The 18,009-nt window shown below is 71.8% G+C and carries 16 protein-coding genes; 7 read left to right on the top strand and 9 right to left on the bottom strand.

Annotation, left to right across the window (positions count from 1 at the left end; translation table 11 throughout):
* The first annotated feature begins 122 nt into the window (after positions 1 to 122).
* On the top strand, positions 123 to 326 hold the full coding sequence (locus ACLJOK_RS03095; RefSeq protein ID WP_007462771.1) for a cold-shock protein: 204 nt from the start codon (positions 123 to 125) through the stop codon (positions 324 to 326).
* Between the two features lie 48 nt (positions 327 to 374).
* Here the strand turns inward: ACLJOK_RS03095 and ACLJOK_RS03090 are convergent, their stop codons facing one another.
* The 5 genes from ACLJOK_RS03090 to ACLJOK_RS03070 form a co-directional block, all read right to left on the bottom strand.
* A complete protein-coding gene (locus ACLJOK_RS03090; RefSeq protein ID WP_410815991.1) occupies positions 375 to 1,655 on the bottom strand; it encodes an MFS transporter in 1,281 nt (426 codons plus the stop codon).
* Positions 1,652 to 2,227, bottom strand: a complete 576-nt coding sequence (locus tag ACLJOK_RS03085) for an ArsR/SmtB family transcription factor (protein WP_410815990.1) — start codon at positions 2,225 to 2,227, stop codon at positions 1,652 to 1,654. Before ACLJOK_RS03085 ends, ACLJOK_RS03090 begins: the two co-directional genes overlap by 4 nt.
* Positions 2,228 to 2,335: 108 nt before the next feature.
* Entirely contained in the window at positions 2,336 to 3,208 is an 873-nt protein-coding gene (locus tag ACLJOK_RS03080; protein WP_410815988.1) for a hypothetical protein, read from the bottom strand.
* Positions 3,209 to 3,351: 143 nt separating this feature from the next.
* The gene (locus ACLJOK_RS03075; RefSeq protein WP_410815987.1) at positions 3,352 to 5,046 is read right to left on the bottom strand and encodes a CocE/NonD family hydrolase; all 1,695 of its coding nucleotides are present in this window, start codon (positions 5,044 to 5,046) and stop codon (positions 3,352 to 3,354) included.
* Positions 5,047 to 5,049: 3 nt separating this feature from the next.
* A complete protein-coding gene (locus ACLJOK_RS03070; RefSeq protein ID WP_238680251.1) occupies positions 5,050 to 5,565 on the bottom strand; it encodes a MarR family winged helix-turn-helix transcriptional regulator in 516 nt (171 codons plus the stop codon).
* A gap of 123 nt (positions 5,566 to 5,688) precedes the next feature.
* On the opposite strand from ACLJOK_RS03070, the gene ACLJOK_RS03065 reads away from it, so the two are divergent.
* The gene (locus ACLJOK_RS03065; RefSeq protein ID WP_410815986.1) at positions 5,689 to 7,815 is read left to right on the top strand and encodes an MMPL family transporter; all 2,127 of its coding nucleotides are present in this window, start codon (positions 5,689 to 5,691) and stop codon (positions 7,813 to 7,815) included.
* Positions 7,816 to 7,860: 45 nt separating this feature from the next.
* Here the strand turns inward: ACLJOK_RS03065 and ACLJOK_RS03060 are convergent, their stop codons facing one another.
* Positions 7,861 to 8,736, bottom strand: coding sequence for a transglycosylase SLT domain-containing protein (locus tag ACLJOK_RS03060; RefSeq protein ID WP_410815984.1), 876 nt, complete (start codon positions 8,734 to 8,736; stop codon positions 7,861 to 7,863).
* 35 nt (positions 8,737 to 8,771) lie between these two features.
* Entirely contained in the window at positions 8,772 to 10,193 is a 1,422-nt protein-coding gene (locus ACLJOK_RS03055; RefSeq protein ID WP_410815983.1) for a DedA family protein, read from the bottom strand.
* A 133-nt stretch (positions 10,194 to 10,326) separates the two neighbouring features.
* Here ACLJOK_RS03055 and typA point away from each other — a divergent pair, with 133 nt between their 5' ends.
* The 3 genes from typA (at position 10,327) to ACLJOK_RS03040 (ending at position 13,924) form a co-directional block, all read left to right on the top strand.
* Positions 10,327 to 12,195 carry a translational GTPase TypA gene (typA, locus tag ACLJOK_RS03050; RefSeq protein WP_410815981.1) on the top strand — a complete coding sequence of 623 codons (1,869 nt, stop codon included), beginning with the start codon at positions 10,327 to 10,329 and terminating at the stop codon, positions 12,193 to 12,195.
* Positions 12,196 to 12,308: 113 nt separating this feature from the next.
* On the top strand, positions 12,309 to 13,160 hold the full coding sequence (locus tag ACLJOK_RS03045) for a serine hydrolase (RefSeq protein WP_410815980.1): 852 nt from the start codon (positions 12,309 to 12,311) through the stop codon (positions 13,158 to 13,160).
* Positions 13,161 to 13,222: 62 nt separating this feature from the next.
* Positions 13,223 to 13,924: a lysoplasmalogenase gene (locus ACLJOK_RS03040; protein WP_410815978.1), complete on the top strand. Its 702-nt coding sequence runs from the start codon at positions 13,223 to 13,225 to the stop codon at positions 13,922 to 13,924.
* Here ACLJOK_RS03040 and ACLJOK_RS03035 read toward each other — a convergent pair.
* Positions 13,893 to 14,690, bottom strand: coding sequence for a tyrosine-protein phosphatase (locus ACLJOK_RS03035; RefSeq protein ID WP_410815976.1), 798 nt, complete (start codon positions 14,688 to 14,690; stop codon positions 13,893 to 13,895). The genes ACLJOK_RS03040 and ACLJOK_RS03035 overlap by 32 nt on opposite strands.
* A gap of 44 nt (positions 14,691 to 14,734) precedes the next feature.
* Between ACLJOK_RS03035 and ACLJOK_RS03030 the strand changes: the two genes are divergently transcribed.
* Together ACLJOK_RS03030 and ACLJOK_RS03025 are read left to right on the top strand one after the other, a co-directional pair.
* Positions 14,735 to 15,832 carry a mandelate racemase/muconate lactonizing enzyme family protein gene (locus tag ACLJOK_RS03030; protein WP_410815974.1) on the top strand — a complete coding sequence of 366 codons (1,098 nt, stop codon included), beginning with the start codon at positions 14,735 to 14,737 and terminating at the stop codon, positions 15,830 to 15,832.
* Positions 15,833 to 15,891: 59 nt separating this feature from the next.
* Complete coding sequence (locus ACLJOK_RS03025) at positions 15,892 to 16,815, top strand: NlpC/P60 family protein (RefSeq protein WP_410815973.1); 924 nt, start codon at positions 15,892 to 15,894, stop codon at positions 16,813 to 16,815.
* Between the two features lie 100 nt (positions 16,816 to 16,915).
* Here ACLJOK_RS03025 and ACLJOK_RS03020 read toward each other — a convergent pair whose 3' ends face one another.
* Positions 16,916 to 17,914 (bottom strand): TerC family protein, encoded by a 999-nt coding sequence (locus ACLJOK_RS03020; RefSeq protein ID WP_410815972.1) that lies wholly within the window; start codon positions 17,912 to 17,914, stop codon positions 16,916 to 16,918.
* Between the last annotated feature and the right edge of the window lie 95 nt (positions 17,915 to 18,009).

Below are 18,009 nucleotides of genomic sequence, written 5' to 3'. Positions count from 1 at the left end.
TTCAGTCAAATACCTACGGCACTTCGGCCAGCGGATCGGGGTTTTGCCCGTTACTGTCGAACAGGTACGGGCGATCATCGGCCAGAGGCCGAGGGTCAGCCGCTTTGAACAGGGAGAGATGCATGGCAACCGGCACGGTTAAGTGGTTCAACTCGGAAAAGGGCTTCGGCTTCATCGAGCAGGACGGTGGAGGGCCGGACGTTTTCGTCCACTACTCCGCCATCGCCTCGAGCGGCTACCGGGAGCTCAACGAGGGCCAGAAGGTCGAGTTCGAGGTGACCCAGGGGCAGAAGGGTCCGCAGGCGGACAACGTCCGCCCGATGTAGCTCCGTGCCGGTGACGGCGGCCGGTCTCCGGCCGCCGTCGCAGCGCACTCAAGACGCCGCCGGGGCGGCGGGCAGGTCCCGCCGCCTCCGGATTGGCCCGACAAACAGAATCAACGGGGTGAGCGCCAGCCAGGCGGTCATCACGATGATTGCCGTCCCGACGCCGTAACGTGCGCCGATCGCACCGGCCAGCACGGCTGCCAGCGGGATCGTGCCGTAGTTGAGCAGGTGCATGCTCACCGTCACCCGGCCCAGCAGGTGGTGCGGCGTGTAGGTCTGCCGGAAGGCACCCTTGACCACGTTGCCGATGGCCACCCCGAGGCCGATCAGCAGACCGCCGACGGCCGGCCAGGCCAGCCCGACGCCGGGTGCGGCGAGCGGGATGAGCAGCGCGGGCGGGCCGGTGAGCGCCGCCGCGATCAGCAGCGCCCGCGCGGTGCCGCAGCGCCGGGCCACAGTGGTGGCGAGCAGCGCGCCGATGATCCCGCCGGCGCTCATCACGCCGATGAGCCCACCCACCAGCCCCGGCTCGAGACGCAGCTCGCGGACCAGGAAGACCACCAGAACGGCCTGGTAGCCGGTCAGCCCGATGTTGCTGGCCGCGCCGAAGACCGTCAGCACCCGCAGGTACGGGTCCCGGATGACGAAACGCAGGCCCTCGGTGATGTCCCGGCGCAGCGATCGGGACCGTTCCGCGGGGCGTACGCGTGGTTCGCGGGTGCGGATGCGCAGCAGGAACACCGCGGAGAGCAGGAACGTGAGCGCGTCCAGCAGCAGTGCGGCGACGGCGCCGATGAGCTGGGCGATCAGGCCGGCGAGGCCGGGTCCGACGACGTAGCTGACAGTCTGAGTCGCCTGGAGTTTGGCGTTGCCCTCCGGCAGTTGCCCGGGTCGCAGCAGCACCGGCAGGTAGACCTGGTCGGCGGTTTCGAAGAAGACCCGCGCGGTGCCGGCGCTGAGGGCGACCACCAGCAGTTGCGCGACGGTGAGCCGATCCAGCAGGGCGACCAGCGGCACGCTGAGGAAGGCCACCGCGCAGAGCAGGTCGCAGATCACCATCACCGGTCGGCGGGGCAGCCGGTCGACCCACGCGCCGGCCGGCAGGCCGATCAGCAACCAGGGCAGCCAGGCCGCGGCGGTGAGCACCGCCACCTGGAAGGTGCCGGCGTCGAGGACAGCGACCGCTACCAGGGGCAGCGCGACAGTGGTGACGTTGCTGCCGACGCTGCTGACCGCCTGGCCGGCCCAGAGCAGCCGGAAGTCGCGGTGCCGCAGCAGCCCTCCGGTCGGCCGGACGTCGGTGGAGTCGCCGCGGGTGGCGGTGGTCACGGTCGGGCCGGTACGCCGTGGACGAACACGAAGACCGGCCTGCGGTCGGCGTCGTCGTCGGGTAGCTCCCGGTCGGCCCAGCGCGCGAGGACGTCGATCATCTCGCGGCTCAGCTCGGCCAACTCCTCGGGTGTGAGGCGTAGCCAGTGGTCGGTGGAGAACGGCGCGTCGTTCCAGGTGGCCTGGGTGCTCTCGTCGGCGGCGTGCCAGGCCCGGGCCAGGGCGACGTGCCGGTCCAGGTTGAGCGAGGTGGCGGCGTCGGCCACCGCTCGGGCGGCCGGGTCGGCGTCGAAGTCGGCGTTGGACCAGCGCAGCTTCCGGGTGACCAGGCGCCACCACCGCTCGCGGCGGTCCCGGGCCAACTCGGGCGCCTCGGTGACCAGGTCGGCGGCGGCGAGGACCTTGAGGTGGTGGCTGACGTTCGCGGGGGCCTGGTCGGTGCGCTCGGCGAGCAGCCCGACGGTGGAGGGCCCGTGGACCTTGAACACGTCCATCAGCCGGCGGCGCAGAGGGTGGGACATGGCGGCCAAGACCCGGGAGTCGGTGATCTGGCGTACGTCGGAGCTGTCCATGTCGACAGAATGACATCCGCAACAGCTCTTGCGCAATGTTTATTGCTCAAGAGCTGTTGCGGATGCGTCGAGAAGGGGCGGCCCGCGGGCCACGGGCCGCCCCCTCGCTCAGGCGGCCAGCCTGCGGGCCAACTCCTCGGCGACCTGCCGGGCCATGGTGGGCGGAATCGCCGCGGCGATCTTTTCCGGCGTCAGCGAGGCCAGCACGCCCTGGACGATCGCCGGTTCGTCGGCGAAGTCCCGCTTGGCCAGCGCGGTCAGCGCGGTCTCCAGGGAGGTCACCTGCACGGCGAGCGACTTCAGCGTCGGGTGCGTCGACGTGTATTTCTCGACGGTGGCGTCTTGACCCATCGCCATCCGGGTGTAGATCTGCCCGACCGGGTTGCGGCCGTCCAGCACTGTGAGGTTCTTGTGGACCGTGGCCAGCCAGTTGTGTTCTTCGGGGGTCATGTCGTCCTCCAGGAGTCCGATGGAGCTGAGGTAGCGGCGGAACAGCGGCCGCTGGTCGCGGCTGGCCTTAATGGCGTCGCGAAAGAAGCTGAAGTGGGTGTGCCAGCGGTGCGAACTGTCGCCGCTGGTGCGCTTGCCGAGGCGATCCCACCGCTTCACGGTGGTGCCGTCGGAGCTGTAGATGATCTCGCGGATGTCCCGGGTGTCGGTCGCGTTCGCGGCGCACTGTGCGACGCACCAGACCGAGAAGCTGGGCAGGGTGTTCGTACGACCGCCGGAGCGGACATCGAACGGGCCGACGTCCAGCGCGGCCGCGTCGAGGGTCAACCCGGCCCGATCGCGGGGCGACTCGACCACCGAGTAGTCGCCTGAGACCACCCGGTCCGATCCGCAGTGGTAGCCACCTCGGTGGGCCGAGTCACCGACGATGCCGACCTCGCCCGGATCCAGGTCGTCTGGGCCAGGGGCGTTGTCGAGGTGAGTGAGAAGGAGGCTTCGGACGGCGAGAAGATTTGCCGGGGCCCGGGTCATGGGGTCCCCCTTTCGAGAGGGCGGGACCGGGGCACGACATCACACCGCGTACGCGGTGTTGGGCTTTGGACGAGCCCGGCCTACTGATGCACGGCGCCGGGCGTTGACTCAACCATAGCCCGCTTTTCCGACAAACGCCCAGCTCAGGAGGGGTCTGTTCGAAATGGATATTTACGCTGGGCAGAGTGGACGATCGGCAACAGCAGCGCCGAGGGGTAATCCGGGTCGTGCAGAACCTGCCGCCAGCCGGCACGCAGCGTCACCGCCGTGCCGAGCGGCTCCCCGGTGCCGGGGTTGCGGGCCCACCGTGGATGGGCGCCACCGGAGACCTGCACCCGCAGTCGGTGCCCGGCGGCGAACCGGTACGCGGTCGGCCAGAGCGGCACCGGAACCCGCAGCGCTCCGGAAGGATCGGCCGGGAAGCGCTCGGGTGTGACCCGCACCAGACCGTCGCACACATTCCACGAGCGACCCCGACTGTCCACGTCGCACAGACGGACGAAGACGTCCAGGTGCGGCAGGTCGCTGCGGAGGTGAATCTCGGCGCGGACCGGGCCGATCACCTCGACCGGCCCGGTCAGCGGGGCGCTGGTGTAGGTCAGCACGTCGGGGCGGGCCTCGACGGGCCGATTGTTCACCGGGCCGGCCCGTTGGGCGACGAGCAGTGGACCGCCCAGCGACGGGGTGGGGTCGGCGGGGTCGTAGCGAAGTGCGTCCGGTGTCGACGCGACCGGTGGGCGTGCCGCCAGCTCGCCACCGGGTTGCAGGTGCCAGGCGGTCTCGGTCGCCGGTGGCGGCCAGTCCGGCAGGTCCCGCCAGCCGCCGCCGGCACCGCTGACGTGGATGCGCACGGGCGGCCGGGCTGGCCGCGCCGGACCGGGCGATCGAGGCGCGGCCGGCAGGTGCTCGTCGAGCCAGGCCAGCCCCTCGCGCAGCGCGGCCACGAACAGTCCGGGACTGCCGTGCGTCCACGGGCCGATCACCAGGCGCGGCGGTGTGCCGGCGGCGCGCAGCACGGCGTGGTCGTCGAGCTGGGCGGGCAGGAAGATGTCGTGCCAACCGGTGACCATGACCACCGGCGCCCGCACCTTCGCGACCTGGTCGGCGAAGACCCGGGTCCGCCAGTACGCGGCCTGGGGCGTGTGGTGGCGCAGCCACTCCTGAAAGAACGGGATGGTCACGCCGGTGGCCACCCGGTCGGCGTCGGCCAGGGGAAGGTGATCCAGCGCGGCGGCCAGCCGGGGCTGCCCGCGCTTGAGTTCCCACTGCCGGGCCAGCCACGGCACGGTCTGCGCGTGCAGCAGCTCCGCCCAGGTCAGCACGGTGTCCAGGGCGAAGGACTCCCCCGCGTACGTCGAGTCGCGGGTGGCCGAGGCGGTCACCACGGCGACCATCGCGCGCAGCTCCTCGTCGGCGTCGGCGGCCAGGGCCCACTGCGCGAAGCCCTGATAGCTGACCCCGAACATGCCGAGCTGCCCTGACCACCAGGGTTGGCGACGCAGCCAGTCCAGGGTGTCCGCGCCGTCGTCGCGCTCGTGCACCAGCGGGGCGAACGTTCCACCGGAGCCGCCGGTGCCCCGGCACGACTGGATCACCGCGTGCCGACCCCGGGCGGCGAGCAGCCGACCGAGCAGCCGCAGCGGTCCACCCCGCCCGTAGGGGGTGCGGATCAGCACTGTCGGCGCGCCTCGGACGGCCGGGGCGTAGTGGTCGGTGCGCAGCACCACACCGTCGCGGGCCCGCACCGGGAGGTCACGGCTGACCCGCACCGGGCCGGGACGGGTCGGCGGCAGGCGCAGCGCGGCGCTGGCGAGGCGTGTGACGAGCCGGTCGGGCACCGGTCAGCCCGTCGGGCGGCGGGGTGACTCCGGCCGGGCGGCGCGCACCGCGTCGCGGTGCCCCCGCAGCGACTCGCTCATCTCCGCCATGAACCGGTGCACCACCTCCAGCTCGTCCTCGCTGAAGCGGGCCATCACCGTGTCGGTGCGGGCGCCCAGCGGCTGGAAGAACTGCATGGCCAGGGCGGCGCCCTGGTCGGCGTAGTGCAGCAGCACCTTGCGCCGGTCGACGGTGTCCCGGTCGCGGCGGATGTGCCCGGCCCGCTCCAGCCGGTCGATCAGGGCCGTGACCGAGCCGGAGGAGAGGTTCAGCTGCTCGCCGAGTCGGCCGGGGGTGATCGGGTCACCGAGCAGCTCGGCGTCCATCACCGCGATCAACGCTTGCAGGTCGGTCGGGTTGAGGCCGTGCAGGTTGGCGAAGGCGTGGCCGACCTGCTGGGCGTCCACCGCGTACCGCCGGAGGTTGTTGGTGATCTCCGCGACCAGCTGTTCGCGGCGCGTGTCGCGCCGTCGGTACATGCCGTGAGTCGCCACCTCGCGCCGCTCTTCCCGTCGTCGGTCCCTCGGGTTGCAGCATAGAACAGCCCCGGATAATCTCGGCTATCAAGATACTCGACTTTCGAAGGACCTTGAGGTCACCTGATGTCTGTGTTCACCAGAGTCGCTCGTGGCCGGCTGGCCGCCTGGCTCACCGTGGCCGCCGCGATCGTCGTGGGCGCGGCCGTCTTCGGGACACCCCAGCCGGACAACCCGGCGCCGGTCTCCGCCACCGGCCTGTCCGTGCAGTGGCAGTCGACCCAGGTGCAACGACTCCAGGATCAGCTGCCGTCGCGCGACGTCCAGCCGGCCATCGTGGTGATCAGTCGTGGTGACGGCGGGGCACTGAGCGAGACCGACCGGACGACAGTCGGCGCTCGCACCGACGACCTGCGCCGCTTCGCGGTGGGTGGGCAGGTCGGCCCCGCCCAGATCTCCCCGGACGGCGCGGTGGCCCTGGTCGCCGTGCCGCTGGACACCGCCGGCGGGCAGGAGGTCGTCACCGACACTGTGACCCAGCTGCGCGCCACCCTCGCGAACCTGCCCGACGGGCTGACCGCCGAGGTCACCGGCGCCCCGGCGTTCACCGCCGACCTCTCCTCGGTGTTCGACGGCGCCGACGTCACGCTGCTCGTGGTGACCGCCGCCGTGGTCGCGCTGCTCCTGCTGATCACCTACCGCAGCCCGTTCCTGTGGATCGTGCCGCTGGTCGTGGTCGCCGCGACCGAGCAGCTCACCCTGCGCGCGGTGGACGTCATCGTGCCGGGCGTCGGCATCAACCTCCAGCAGGGTCAGGTCACCGGCATCGCCAGCGTGCTGGTCTTCGGCGCCGCCACCGACTACGCGCTGCTGCTCATCGCCCGCTATCGGGAGGAACTGCGCCGCGAGGAGGACCGGTTCGCGGCGATGCGCGCCGCGCTGCGCCGCACCGCGGAGCCCATCCTCGCCAGCGGCGGCACCGTCGTGCTCGGCGTCCTCACCCTGCTGCTCAGTGAGCAGGAGACCAACCGGGCACTGGCAGTGGCGTGCGCCACCGGTGTGGTCTTCGCCATGCTCTCGGCCCTGTTCGTGCTCCCCGCCGTGCTGGTGCTCTTCGGCCGTGGCCTGTTCTGGCCGTTCGTACCCCGGGTCGGCGGCCCGGTCCGCGAGGGTCGGCTCTGGGGTCGACTCGGCGCCGCCGTGCAACGCCGCCCGGTGGTGGTCGCGACGCTGGCCACAGTGCTGCTCGGCGGCCTGGCACTGGGTGGGCTCGGCATCCGTACCGGCCTGTCCGAGACCGAACAGTTCCGGGCCGAGCCCGAGGCGGTGACCGGGGCGCAGACCCTGGCCAGGGCCTTCCCCGCCGGCAGCACCCAACCCGTCGCCGTGATCACCACCCCGGCGGCGGTGCGGGCGGTCACCGACGCCGCCACCGCGGTGCCCGGTGTCGCCTCGGCCCGCCCCGGCGACGCCGGCGCGGCCGTCGCCCAGGTCGACGTGGTCCTCGACGCCGAACCCGGCACCACCGCCTCGGACCGCGCGATCGAGGCGCTGCGGGCGGCGGTCGCCGCCGTTCCCGACTCCGCGCCGCCGGCCGCCGCCGGCGCCGACGCCCCGTCCGGGGCGATCGTCGGTGGCTCCGTGGCCGCCACGTACGACTCCGACGAGGCCAACGACCGCGATCTGCGACTCATCCTGCCGATCATCCTGCTGCTCGTCGGCGCCGTGCTCGTGCTGCTGCTACGCGGCCTGCTCGCGCCGCTGCTGTTGGTGCTCACGGTGATCGCGTCGTACTTCGCCAGCCTCGGCGCGGCCTGGCTGCTCTTCGACCACGTGCTGGGCTTCCCGGCCCTGGACAGCGGTGTGCTGCTGCTCGCCTTCGTGTTCCTGGTGGCGCTCGGGGTGGACTACAACATCTTCCTGGTCACCCGGGCCCGGGAGGACGCCCGCAGCGCCGGCACCCGCGCCGGGATGCTCTCCGCCCTGCGGGTCACCGGCGGTGTGATCACCAGCGCCGGAGTGCTGCTCGCCGCTGTCTTCGCCGTGCTCGGCGTGCTGCCGCTGATCACCCTGACCCAGATCGGCATCATCGTCTGCATCGGTGTCCTGCTGGACACCCTGCTGGTCCGCACGGTCCTGGTGCCGGCGCTGGCGTTCCTGCTCGGCGACCGCTTCTGGTGGCCCGGCCGCATCACGCGCGACCCGGTGCGGGCCAGCCCGCGCTCGCCCGAGCCGGTCGCCGCGCACGACTGACCGACACGTCGGGGCCGCGGCGAATCCGCCACGGCCCCGTCGAGGTCAGTACGCCAGGCAGACGCACTCGCTCATCAGCGCCCGCACGTTGCGCACGTACGACGGGTTGGGGATGGCCAGCGGCTTCCCCTCCTGCGCCACCGCACCGTGCCCGAAGTTGTACGCGGCGATGACCGCGTTGAGCAGGCAGGAATTCAGCTCGCTGGTGCACAGTGCCGGGTCGAGCCGGAAGTCGGACTCGAAGTACATGTCGCCGATGTACTTCGTCGCCCAGGCCAGGTAGGTGGCGCCGAGGTAGGCGTTGTCCTGGTAGGCGTCGATCTTGTAGCTCTCCTCGAACCGCTGGTTCATCCAGGTCGCGGTGTCCGGCATCACCTGCAACAGCCCGACCCCGCCGTCGCAGGCGTAGATGTTGGACTGCCAGCCGCTCTCCTGCCACGCGGTGGCCTTGAGCAGGGTGAGCGGAATCTTGATTTTTGGCGCCGAGACCGGCCAGTAGGTGCGGTCGGCCGCATCGGTCAGCGCCGCCTTCACCTCGGCCCGGGTCGCCTGGCTGCCCTTGTAGGTCGGCTTGCAGGAACTCGGTGCGGGCTTCGGGGGCGCCGGCGGAACCTCGGTCTCGGTGGGTGGCTTCGGCACCGGGCGCGGCTTCGGCGCCGCCCGGGTCGGCTTCTTCGTCGGCTTCGGCTTCGGGGTCGCACTACGACTCGGCGCGGCACCCATCGACTCCACGGCGCTCACCGACGGGCTCGGTTCCCCGCTGACCTCGTCGGACGAGGCATCGGTCGGCCCGTCGGTGACGGCGGCCGGCGCGGCCAGGCCCGAAGGGCTCTCCCCCTTGGCGGCGCAGCCGACCAGCGCGCTCGCCAGCAGGAGCCCGGCGAGCACAGCGGCACCCAGCCGATCGGTGCGTCGCACCATGTCGTCGCCTCCCCCGGTGTGATTGTCGCCGCACCCTAACAAGGTTCGACCGGGCGGCGGTGCCCCTGCGACGGCCGCCGGGGAGTCTGGTCCACCGGGGGCTGACCGTTGCCCACCGCCCGGTCCCGGGTCGCCCAGGCGACCATGAACACCACAGTCCAGAGCACCCCGAGCAGCACCGCCGCGGCCGTTCCGCTCGCCGTCTCCAGTCCGAGGTAGAGCCGCGCGCCGCCGATCCCGAGCACCCCCGCCGCCGCGGCGGTCCAGGCGGCCACCGCCACCGGCCAGCGGGCGCTGCGCGACACCAGCCAGGCCAGGGTGCAGAAGCTCGCCGCGACCACGGCGTTCTGGGTCGAGAGCGGGGCGACCTCACCGCCGCCCGGGGCGGTCCCGTGCGGGCCGGTCAGCTCGGCCACCACGGCCAGCACCACCAGCGGCACGAATGCGCCGACCGTTCCGACCACGCTGAGCAGGTCCGCCCGCCAGGGTCGGTTGCGCCACGCCAGCACCGCCGCCACCAGCGCCACCAACAGGATCAGCACCGACCCGCGTACCACCGACACCACTACCAGTGTGACGTCGGCGGCGTCCGGGGTGCGCCGAGCGGCGAACCACCCCGCGATGGCGCCGTCCAGCGCGGCCAGCCCACTGTTGCGGACCGCCACCGCGAGCAGACCGGCGATGGCGAGCCCGGCGGCGAACAGCAGCAGCAGCCCGGCGGCCAGATTGAGCAGCAGCGTCCAGGCCGGGCCGATCCGCATGGCCACCAGGAAGAACAGCACCCCGTAGCGGGCGGTGAGCCACCGCACCGGGGGCAGCGCGCCGGCCCGGGACAGCAGCGCGCGCACCGGGTCGGGGTTACGACCCAGCCACCGCCCCACGAGCACCACGCCCACCAGGCCGGCCAGCAGCAGGAACGCCACCCCGGTGGCCCGGCCGAGCAGCCGGGAGACCGTGTCGTACGACTCACCGGCGAGGTGACCGAGCAGCACCGAGCCGCCCACCCAGGTCACCACCCCGGCCAGGTTCCAGAGGGCGAACCGCCGGTACGGCATGCCGGCCGCACCGGCCAGCCGGGGCACCAGGGTCCGGGCGAAAGCCACCCATCGGGCGGCGAACACCCCTCGCCCACCGAGGCGGGCGAGCATGGCGTCGGCGCGGGCCCACCGCTGCGGCCCGACCCGGTGACCCAGCCCGGCGCGCAGCCGGGAGCCGTACCGCCGTCCGGCGCGAAAGGCCAGCCCATCGCCGAGGACCGCCGCGACGATCATCGCGAACAACGCCGGCCCGAGCCGCAAGGTACCGTTGTAGGTGAGGAAGCCGACGAGCAGCAGGGTAGCCTCACCCGGCACGAGCAGGCCGAAGATCACCGCGGTCTCGCCCGCCACGATCAGCGCGGCGACCAGGTAGATCCACAGGGTGGGCAGACCCTGCACCCAGGTCAGCAGGTCGTGCACTCAGGCCCCCGGGACACGGGTGCCAGCATGCCAGCCGGGAGAACCACCGGCACAGCGGTTTCACCATAGATCAGGGGCACCTGGGGGTGACCCCGACGCAGCCTGCGCGAGCGCAGGCGGAAGGATAGAGGGTATGCAGCTTCGCACCGACCTCCGCAACGTCGCCATTATCGCTCACGTCGACCACGGCAAGACCACCCTGGTCGACGCCATGTTGCGGCAGGCCGGCGCGTACGGCGCACGCGGCGAGAACACCGAGCGGGTGATGGACTCCGGTGACCTGGAGCGGGAAAAGGGCATCACGATCCTGGCCAAGAACACCGGCGTGCGGTACCTGCCGGCGGACGGCTCCGACCCGGTCACCATCAACATCATCGACACCCCCGGCCACGCCGACTTCGGTGGCGAGGTGGAGCGCGGCCTGACAATGGTCGACGGTGTGGTGCTGCTCGTCGACGCCAGCGAGGGCCCGCTGCCGCAGACCCGCTTCGTGCTGCGTAAGGCGCTGCGGGCCCGGATGCCGATCATCCTGGTGATCAACAAGGTGGACCGTCCGGACGCCCGGATCAAGGAGGTCGTGGACGACACCTACGAGCTCTTCCTCGACCTGGACGCCGACGAGGAGCAGATCGACTTCCCGATCGTCTACGCCTGCGCCCGCGACGGCGTCGCCTCGCTGACTCAGCCCGCCGACGGCTCGGTGCCGAGCGACAGCACCTCCCTGGAGCCGCTGTTCCGCACCCTGCTGGACACCATCCCGGCACCCTCGTACGAGGACGGCGCGCCGTTGCAGGCGCACGTCACCAACCTGGACGCCTCGCCGTTCCTCGGCCGGCTGGCGCTGTGCCGGGTCCGCCAGGGCACCATCAACAAGGGTCAGACGGTGGCCTGGTGCCGCACCGACGGCAGCACCCAGCGGGTCCGCATCTCCGAGATGCTGATGACCGAGGGCCTGGAGCGCACCTCGGCCGAGACCGCCGGCCCGGGCGACATCATCGCCGTCGCCGGCATCCCGGAGATCATGATCGGTGAGACCCTCGCCGACGTCGAGAACCCGGTAGCGCTTCCGCTGATCACCGTCGACGAGCCCGCCATCTCGATGACCATCGGCACCAACACCTCGCCGCTGGTCGGCCGGGTCAAGGGCGCCAAGGTCACCGCCCGCATGGTCAAGGACCGGCTCGACAAGGAGCTGATCGGCAACGTCTCGCTGCGGGTCCTGCCCACCGAGCGCCCGGACGCCTGGGAGGTGCAGGGCCGCGGCGAGCTGGCGCTGGCCATCCTGGTCGAGCAGATGCGCCGCGAGAGCTACGAGCTGACCGTCGGCAAGCCGCAGGTGGTCACCCGGGTCATCGATGGCAAGACCTGCGAGCCGGTCGAGCGGCTGACCATCGACGCCCCGGAGGAGTACCTGGGCGCGATCACCCAGCTCCTCGCCACCCGCAAGGGCCGGATGGAGCAGCTTGTCAACCACGGCACCGGCTGGATCCGGATGGAGTGGCTCGTTCCGGCGCGTGGCCTGATCGGCTTCCGCACCGAGTTCCTCACCGACACCCGGGGCACCGGCATCCTGCACCACGTCTTCGAGTCCTACGAGCCGTGGTTCGGTGAGCTGCGTACCCGTAACAACGGCTCGCTGGTCGCCGACCGGGCCGGCGCGGTCACCGCCTTCGCGATGACCAACCTGCAGGAGCGCGGTCAGCTCTTCGTCGAGCCGACCACCGAGGTGTACGAGGGCATGATCGTCGGGGAGAACTCCCGCTCCGACGACATGGACGTCAACATCACCAAGGAGAAGAAGCTCACCAACATGCGGCAGTCGACCTCTGACGAGACCGAGAAGCTGGTCCCGCCGCGCAAGCTCACCCTGGAGCAGGCGCTGGAGTTCTGCCGCGAGGACGAGTGCGTCGAGGTCACCCCGGCCACGGTGCGCATCCGCAAGGTGGTGCTCGACCAGCAGCTGCGGGGCCGGGCCACCGCCCGCCGCAAGCACGCCGGCTGATCTCACCAGCACCCGACACCGGGCGCGTCGGCCGCTTGCGGCCGGCGCGCCCGTCGTCTTTCCCCCGACGGGTACGCGGACCCGCCCACACCCGATCCGCTACGGTCACCGGCATGACCTGGGATGATCTCGACGCCCATCTGGACCGGGTGCCCGGCACCGTCTCCGCGTACGTGGGACGACTCGACGCCCCGCCGACCTTCACCCGCCACGCGGACGCCGGCCACTACGCCGCGAGCACCATGAAGGTGGCGGTGCTCGCCGCCCTGCACCGCGCCGCCGAGGCCGGCACCCTGGACCTGGACGCCCCGGTCCCGGTCGTCAACGACTTCGACTCCGCCCAGCCCGGCGCACCCCGCTTCGCCAACGCGCGGCCCTACGACAACGACGACGCGGTCTGGGACCGCATCGGCGGCACCGCGTCGCTGCGCTGGCTGGCCGACCGGATGATCGTGCGTTCCAGCAACCTCGCCACCAACCTCGTCCTCGGCCATGTCGGGCTGCCCGCGGTCGCCGAGGTCTGGGCGCTCGCCGGTGCCCGCAACAGCGTCACCGGCCGCGGCATCGAGGACTTCGCCGCCCGCGAGGCCGGCATCACCAACACGGTCACCGCCGCCGACCTGGCCGCCCTGCTCGGCGCCCTGGCCACCGGGGCCGACACCCCCGGCCCACTCGCCTCACCGGCCGCCTGCACCTCCATGCTGGACGTCCTGCTCGCCCAGGAACACCGCGAGGACCTCGCCGCCGGCCTGCCCGCGGGCACCCGCATCGCGCACAAGAACGGTTGGGTCCGCGGCGTCCGCCACGGCGCCGGCGTGGTGCTGCCCGACGATGCCCCGCCGTACCTGATCGCCGTCTGCACCACCACCGACCTGGCCGACAGCGAGGACCAGATGGAGGACGACGCCTGCCTGCTGATCGCGCACATCTCGGCGCAGGTCTGGGCGGCCCGCCACCAGCTCTGACCCGACCGACCACAGCGGTGCCTGCGGGCTAGGCTGCTCGCACCCCCACCCCGGAGCCGCAGATGCCCCGCAGTCGCACCGTGCTGATCGCCTTTCTCGTCGTGACGGCGGCGAACCTCCTGGCCAACGCCACCGGCGGCGGCCTGGCCTTCCTGCTCACCAAGCCGCTGCTGATGCCGCTGCTGGCCGCGTACCTGTGGCGGGTCAGCGCCGAACGCGCGGCCCGACCCGACCGGCTGGTCCTGGCCGCGCTGGCCTTTGCCACCGGCGGCGACGTCGCGCTCATGATCGACGGCACCGGCTGGTTCCTCGCCGGCATGGCCTGCTTCCTCGGCACGCACCTCTGCTACCTCGCGGCCTTCACCCGGCACGGTGCCGCGACCGCGCTGCGCCGTGCGCCGCTGGTCGCCGTCCCCCTGGGGTACGCGGTGCTGACCGTCGTCGCCCTGACCTGGATGTGGGCCGGGCTCACCGACGTCGGGCTAGCCGTGCCGGTGGCCGGTTACGCGCTCGCGTTGGCCGCCATGGCCAGCACCGCCGCCACCCAGGGCTGGCGCGTCGGTCTCGGCGCCGCGCTGTTCCTCGGCTCCGACCTGCTGATCGCCGCCGGGGTGGCCGAGGTGGCCCAACCACCCGGCGCGCCGGTGCTGGTCATGGCGACCTACGCCGCCGGCCAGGCACTGATCGTCACCGGCCGCGCCGCCCGCACCGGGACACCCACTGACGCTCCGGTCACTCCAGCAACTGCGCCCGCAACGCCCTGAGGTCGGAGTCGGTGAGCCCCAGCCCGTCGCGCAGGTACGCGTCGAACGACCCGTGCACCCGACGCACCTCGGCGTAAGCGGCGTCGAGATACTCGGCGCGGACCTCCAGCACCGGCACCACCGCGTCGACGTCCAGCTCGGGGTTCCGCCGGCGCATCGCCTCGACGATCACCGCCCGCAGACTGTCGGTCAGCTCGTTGTTGCGCAGGTAGTCGGCGCGAATGGCCGCCTCGTCCACCCCGAGCGCCGTCAACAGGATGACTGTCAACCAGCCGGTGCGGTCCTTGCCGGCGGAGCAGTGGTAGAGCAGCGGCAGATTCTCCGGCCGGGTCGCCAGCCGCACCGCCTCGGCGAAACCGACCCGGGCCGACTCCCCGGTGACGAACCAGCTGTAGATCGCCGCCATCGCCCCCGCCGTGCCCTGCCGGGCCAGCTCCGCGTACGCGTTCAGGTCGTGACCGAGCAGCACCGCCGAGACGTACGTGAAGACCGGGTGCTCCGCGTCGTGCACCGGCAGGCGCACCACCCGTGGCTCACCGGCGAACCGGTCCTCCGGAGCGACAGCGATCTCCGAGGCGTCGCGCAGATCCACCACGCACGCCGGCCCCAGCTTCGCCAGCACCGGTAGGTCCTCGTCGGTCAGCCGACCCAGCGCCGGAGTGCGAATCAACTGCCCGACGCGGACCCGCCGCCCGTCCGCGCCGACGAGCCCACCCAGGTCACGCGCGTTCGGTGCACCCACCAGCTCCCAGCCCTGCCCGGTCATCCGGTCTCCCCTCCCGCGGTGAACCTCCGTATAGGGTGCCTCACATGACGATCTCGGCGGTACGCACCCACCGGGTTTCCGCCCCCTTACACACTCCCTTCGTCACCGCGCTGCGCCGTACCACCACTGTGGACACCCTGATCGTCGAGCTCGTCGACAGCGACGGCCGGTCCGGCTTCGGTGAGGCGCCGCAGGTCTGGCAGGTCACCGGTGCGTCTGTCGCCGGCGCGCAGGCGTGCGTCCGCGAGTTGCTCGGCCCACAACTGATCGGCCGTGACCCGGACGACCTGGTGACCCGTTGCGCCGAGGTGCAGCGCGCCGTGGTCGGCAACGAGGCCGCGAAGGCGGCGGTGGACGTCGCCCTGCACGACCTCGCCGCGCGGCGGCTGGGCGTACCCCTGGTGCGGTTGCTCGGGGGCACCACGCTGCGGGTCCCGACGGACGTCACCCTCGCCGCGGGCGACGCGGTGGACCTGGCTGCCGCGGCACGCCAGCGGCAGGCCGACGGCTTCGACGTGCTCAAGTTGAAGGTCGGCACCGACGCGGCCACTGACCTTGACCGGGTACGCGCGGTACGGGCAGCCGTGGGCCCGGGCACCCGGATCCGGCTGGACGCCAACCAGGGCTGGACGCCCCGCGAGGCGGTCCGGGTGATCCGCGGCATCGAGGACGCCGGGCTCGACGTGGAGTTGGTCGAGCAGCCGGTGGCCCGCTGGGACCTGGACGGGCTGGCCTGGGTCAGCGACCGGGTGTCAGTGCCGATCCTGGCCGACGAGGCGGTCTTCGGGGTCCGTGACCTGGTGGAGGTGATCCGCCGCCGGGCCGCCGACCTGGTCAACGTCAAGCTGGCCAAGTGCGGTGGGCTTCATCCGGCCCGTACCCTCCTCGACCTGGCCACCGCGCACGGGCTCGGCACCGTGGTCGGCTCGATGATGGAGAGCCAGGTCGGCATCGGGGCGGCCACGAGCCTGGTCGCCGCGTACGGCACCACAGCGGTCGCCGACCTGGACGCCGCCTGGTGGCTGGCGTGGTCACCGGTGCAGGGCGGCATCCGCTACGACGGGGCGACAGTGGTGCTGCCGGACGCCCCTGGCCTGGGCATTTCCGGCCTGGCTGAAGCAAAAGTGCAGGCTCGTGGTTGATGACCGTCGGTTTCTTTCATAGGGTTCCCCTGGACAGCCGACACGATCTGGGGGTTGACGTGGAGCTGCAACCGGGCCGCGAGGCCGTCGTCCGGGTCGCCGTGGCGACGCTGTGGACCTCCCCCGAGGCCGTCCGCCCGGTCGACAGTCCGGCGCTGACCGCCGGCGCCGACATCCCGACCTGGGTTTCCGGAATGGACACCGACCAGCAGGTCGGCGACTGCGTGCTGAGCCAACTCCTGCTCGGCGAGCGGGTCCTCGTCAGCGAGCTACGCCCGGACGGCTGGGCCCGGGTCGTCGCCGTCGAACAACCAGCCGCCAAGCTGGACCCCCGCGGTTACCCGGGCTGGCTCCCCGCCGAGCAGTTGGCCGTTCTCGACCCGGCCCACACCAGCACCGACCACCCCCTGGTGGTGGACGCCACCGTCACCGGGCTGCACGCCGCCCCGAACGGGCCGGTGGTGCTCCCCGGCGTCGTCGTCGGCACCCGGCTCGTCCCGGCCGGCCCCTCGCTCGACGACTGGCGGCCGGTGCACGTCCCCGGCCGGGCCACCCCGCTGTGGTTGCCCGAGCGCCACCTGGTCGCGTCCTCGGCCGCGTCGCCGACCGCCGCGCAGGCGCTCGCTGTGGCACAGCGCCTACTGGACGTGGTCTACATCTGGGGCGGTCTCTCCGCGCACGGCATCGACTGCTCGGGGCTGGTGCATCTGGCCTGGCGTCGGTTCGGGGTGCTGCTGCCCCGCGACGCCGACGACCAGGCCGTGGCCACCACCCCGCTGTCGTTGGGCGCGGAACGCCCTGGCGATCTCTACTTCTTCGCCCGACCCGGCCGCAAGATCCACCACATCGGCATCGTCACCGCCACCCCCGGCGACGGCGGCCAGCGCCGGATGCTGCACGCCTGCTACCGGCGGCGACGGGTCATCGAGGAGGAACTGCCGGCCGACCGGACCGCCACGCTCGTGGGCGCGCACCGGGTCTAGGGCGCGTTTCGGAAGTGTGGGCCCGACGCAAGCCGGCCAGCACGTGCGAAACAGGCCCTTCACCGGCCGGGCGCATTGTCCGCACCCGGCCGGTGACCGGTCAGCGTCGGGCGTCGGCCAACTCGCGGCGCCGGTCCCGGGAGGACTTGATCAGGCTGGCGGCGGTGGCGATGCCCAGGGTGCCGATGATGACCAGCAGCGACAGCCAGATCGGGATGTGCGGTGCCCAGCCGACGTGCTCGCCGCCGTTGATGAACGGCAGGTTGTTGTCGGCCAGTGCCTCCAGCACAAGCTTGACCCCGATGAAACCGAGCACGACGGCCAGGCCGTAGCTCAGGTAGATCAGCCGGTCGAGCAGGCCACCGAGCAGGAAGTAGAGCTGCCGAAGGCCCATCAACGCGAAGACGTTCGCGGTGAAGACCAGGTACGGCTCCTGGGTGATGCCGAAGATCGCCGGGATCGAGTCCAACGCGAAGATCAGGTCGGTGGTGCCGATCGCGATCATCACGATCAGCATCGGCGTGAACAGCCGCTTGCCGGCCACGTGGGTGGTCAGCTTCGCGCCGTCGTAGTCCTTCGAGATCGGCAACGCCTTGCGGCTCCACCGGATCAGCAGGTTCTCGGAGAACTCGTCCTCGTCCGGTTCACCCTGCCGGGCCAGGTTCACCGCGGTGTAGATCAGGAACGCGCCAAAGATGTAGAAGACCCAGGAGAACTGCGTGATCAGCGCAGCACCGGCGGCGATGAACCCGCCGCGCATCACCAGCGCCAGCACGATGCCGACGAGCAGCACCTTCTGCTGGTACTGCCGAGGCACGCCGAAGCGGGCCATGATGATCACAAAGACGAAGAGGTTGTCCACCGAGAGGCTGTACTCGGTGAGCCAGCCGGTGTAGAACTGGCCGGCCGCGCTGGCCCCGGAGGTCAGCCAGACACCCGCACCGAAGAGCAGGGCGAGGCCGACGTAAAAGCCGACCCAGAGGCTCGACTCCCGCACACTCGGCTCGTGCGGGCGTCGCCCGATGATCAACAGGTCGACGAGCAGGACCGCAGTCAGTGCGACAAGCGTTCCCGCCCACACCAATCCGGACACATCCAACGTTCATTCCTCCGGCAGACACGCGGCGTCGCGCACACCGTACGCCCCTGCGGGAGCCGGCGTGCCGCTGTCGCTCACTCTGGTGACTGTCGGAG

It is taken from the genome of Micromonospora sp. 050-3 (genome assembly GCF_046549335.1).
GTDB lineage: Bacteria > Actinomycetota > Actinomycetes > Mycobacteriales > Micromonosporaceae > Micromonospora > Micromonospora trifolii.
Note: the sequence above shows the minus strand (reverse complement) of the source record. Positions and strands in the feature narration are given on the sequence as shown.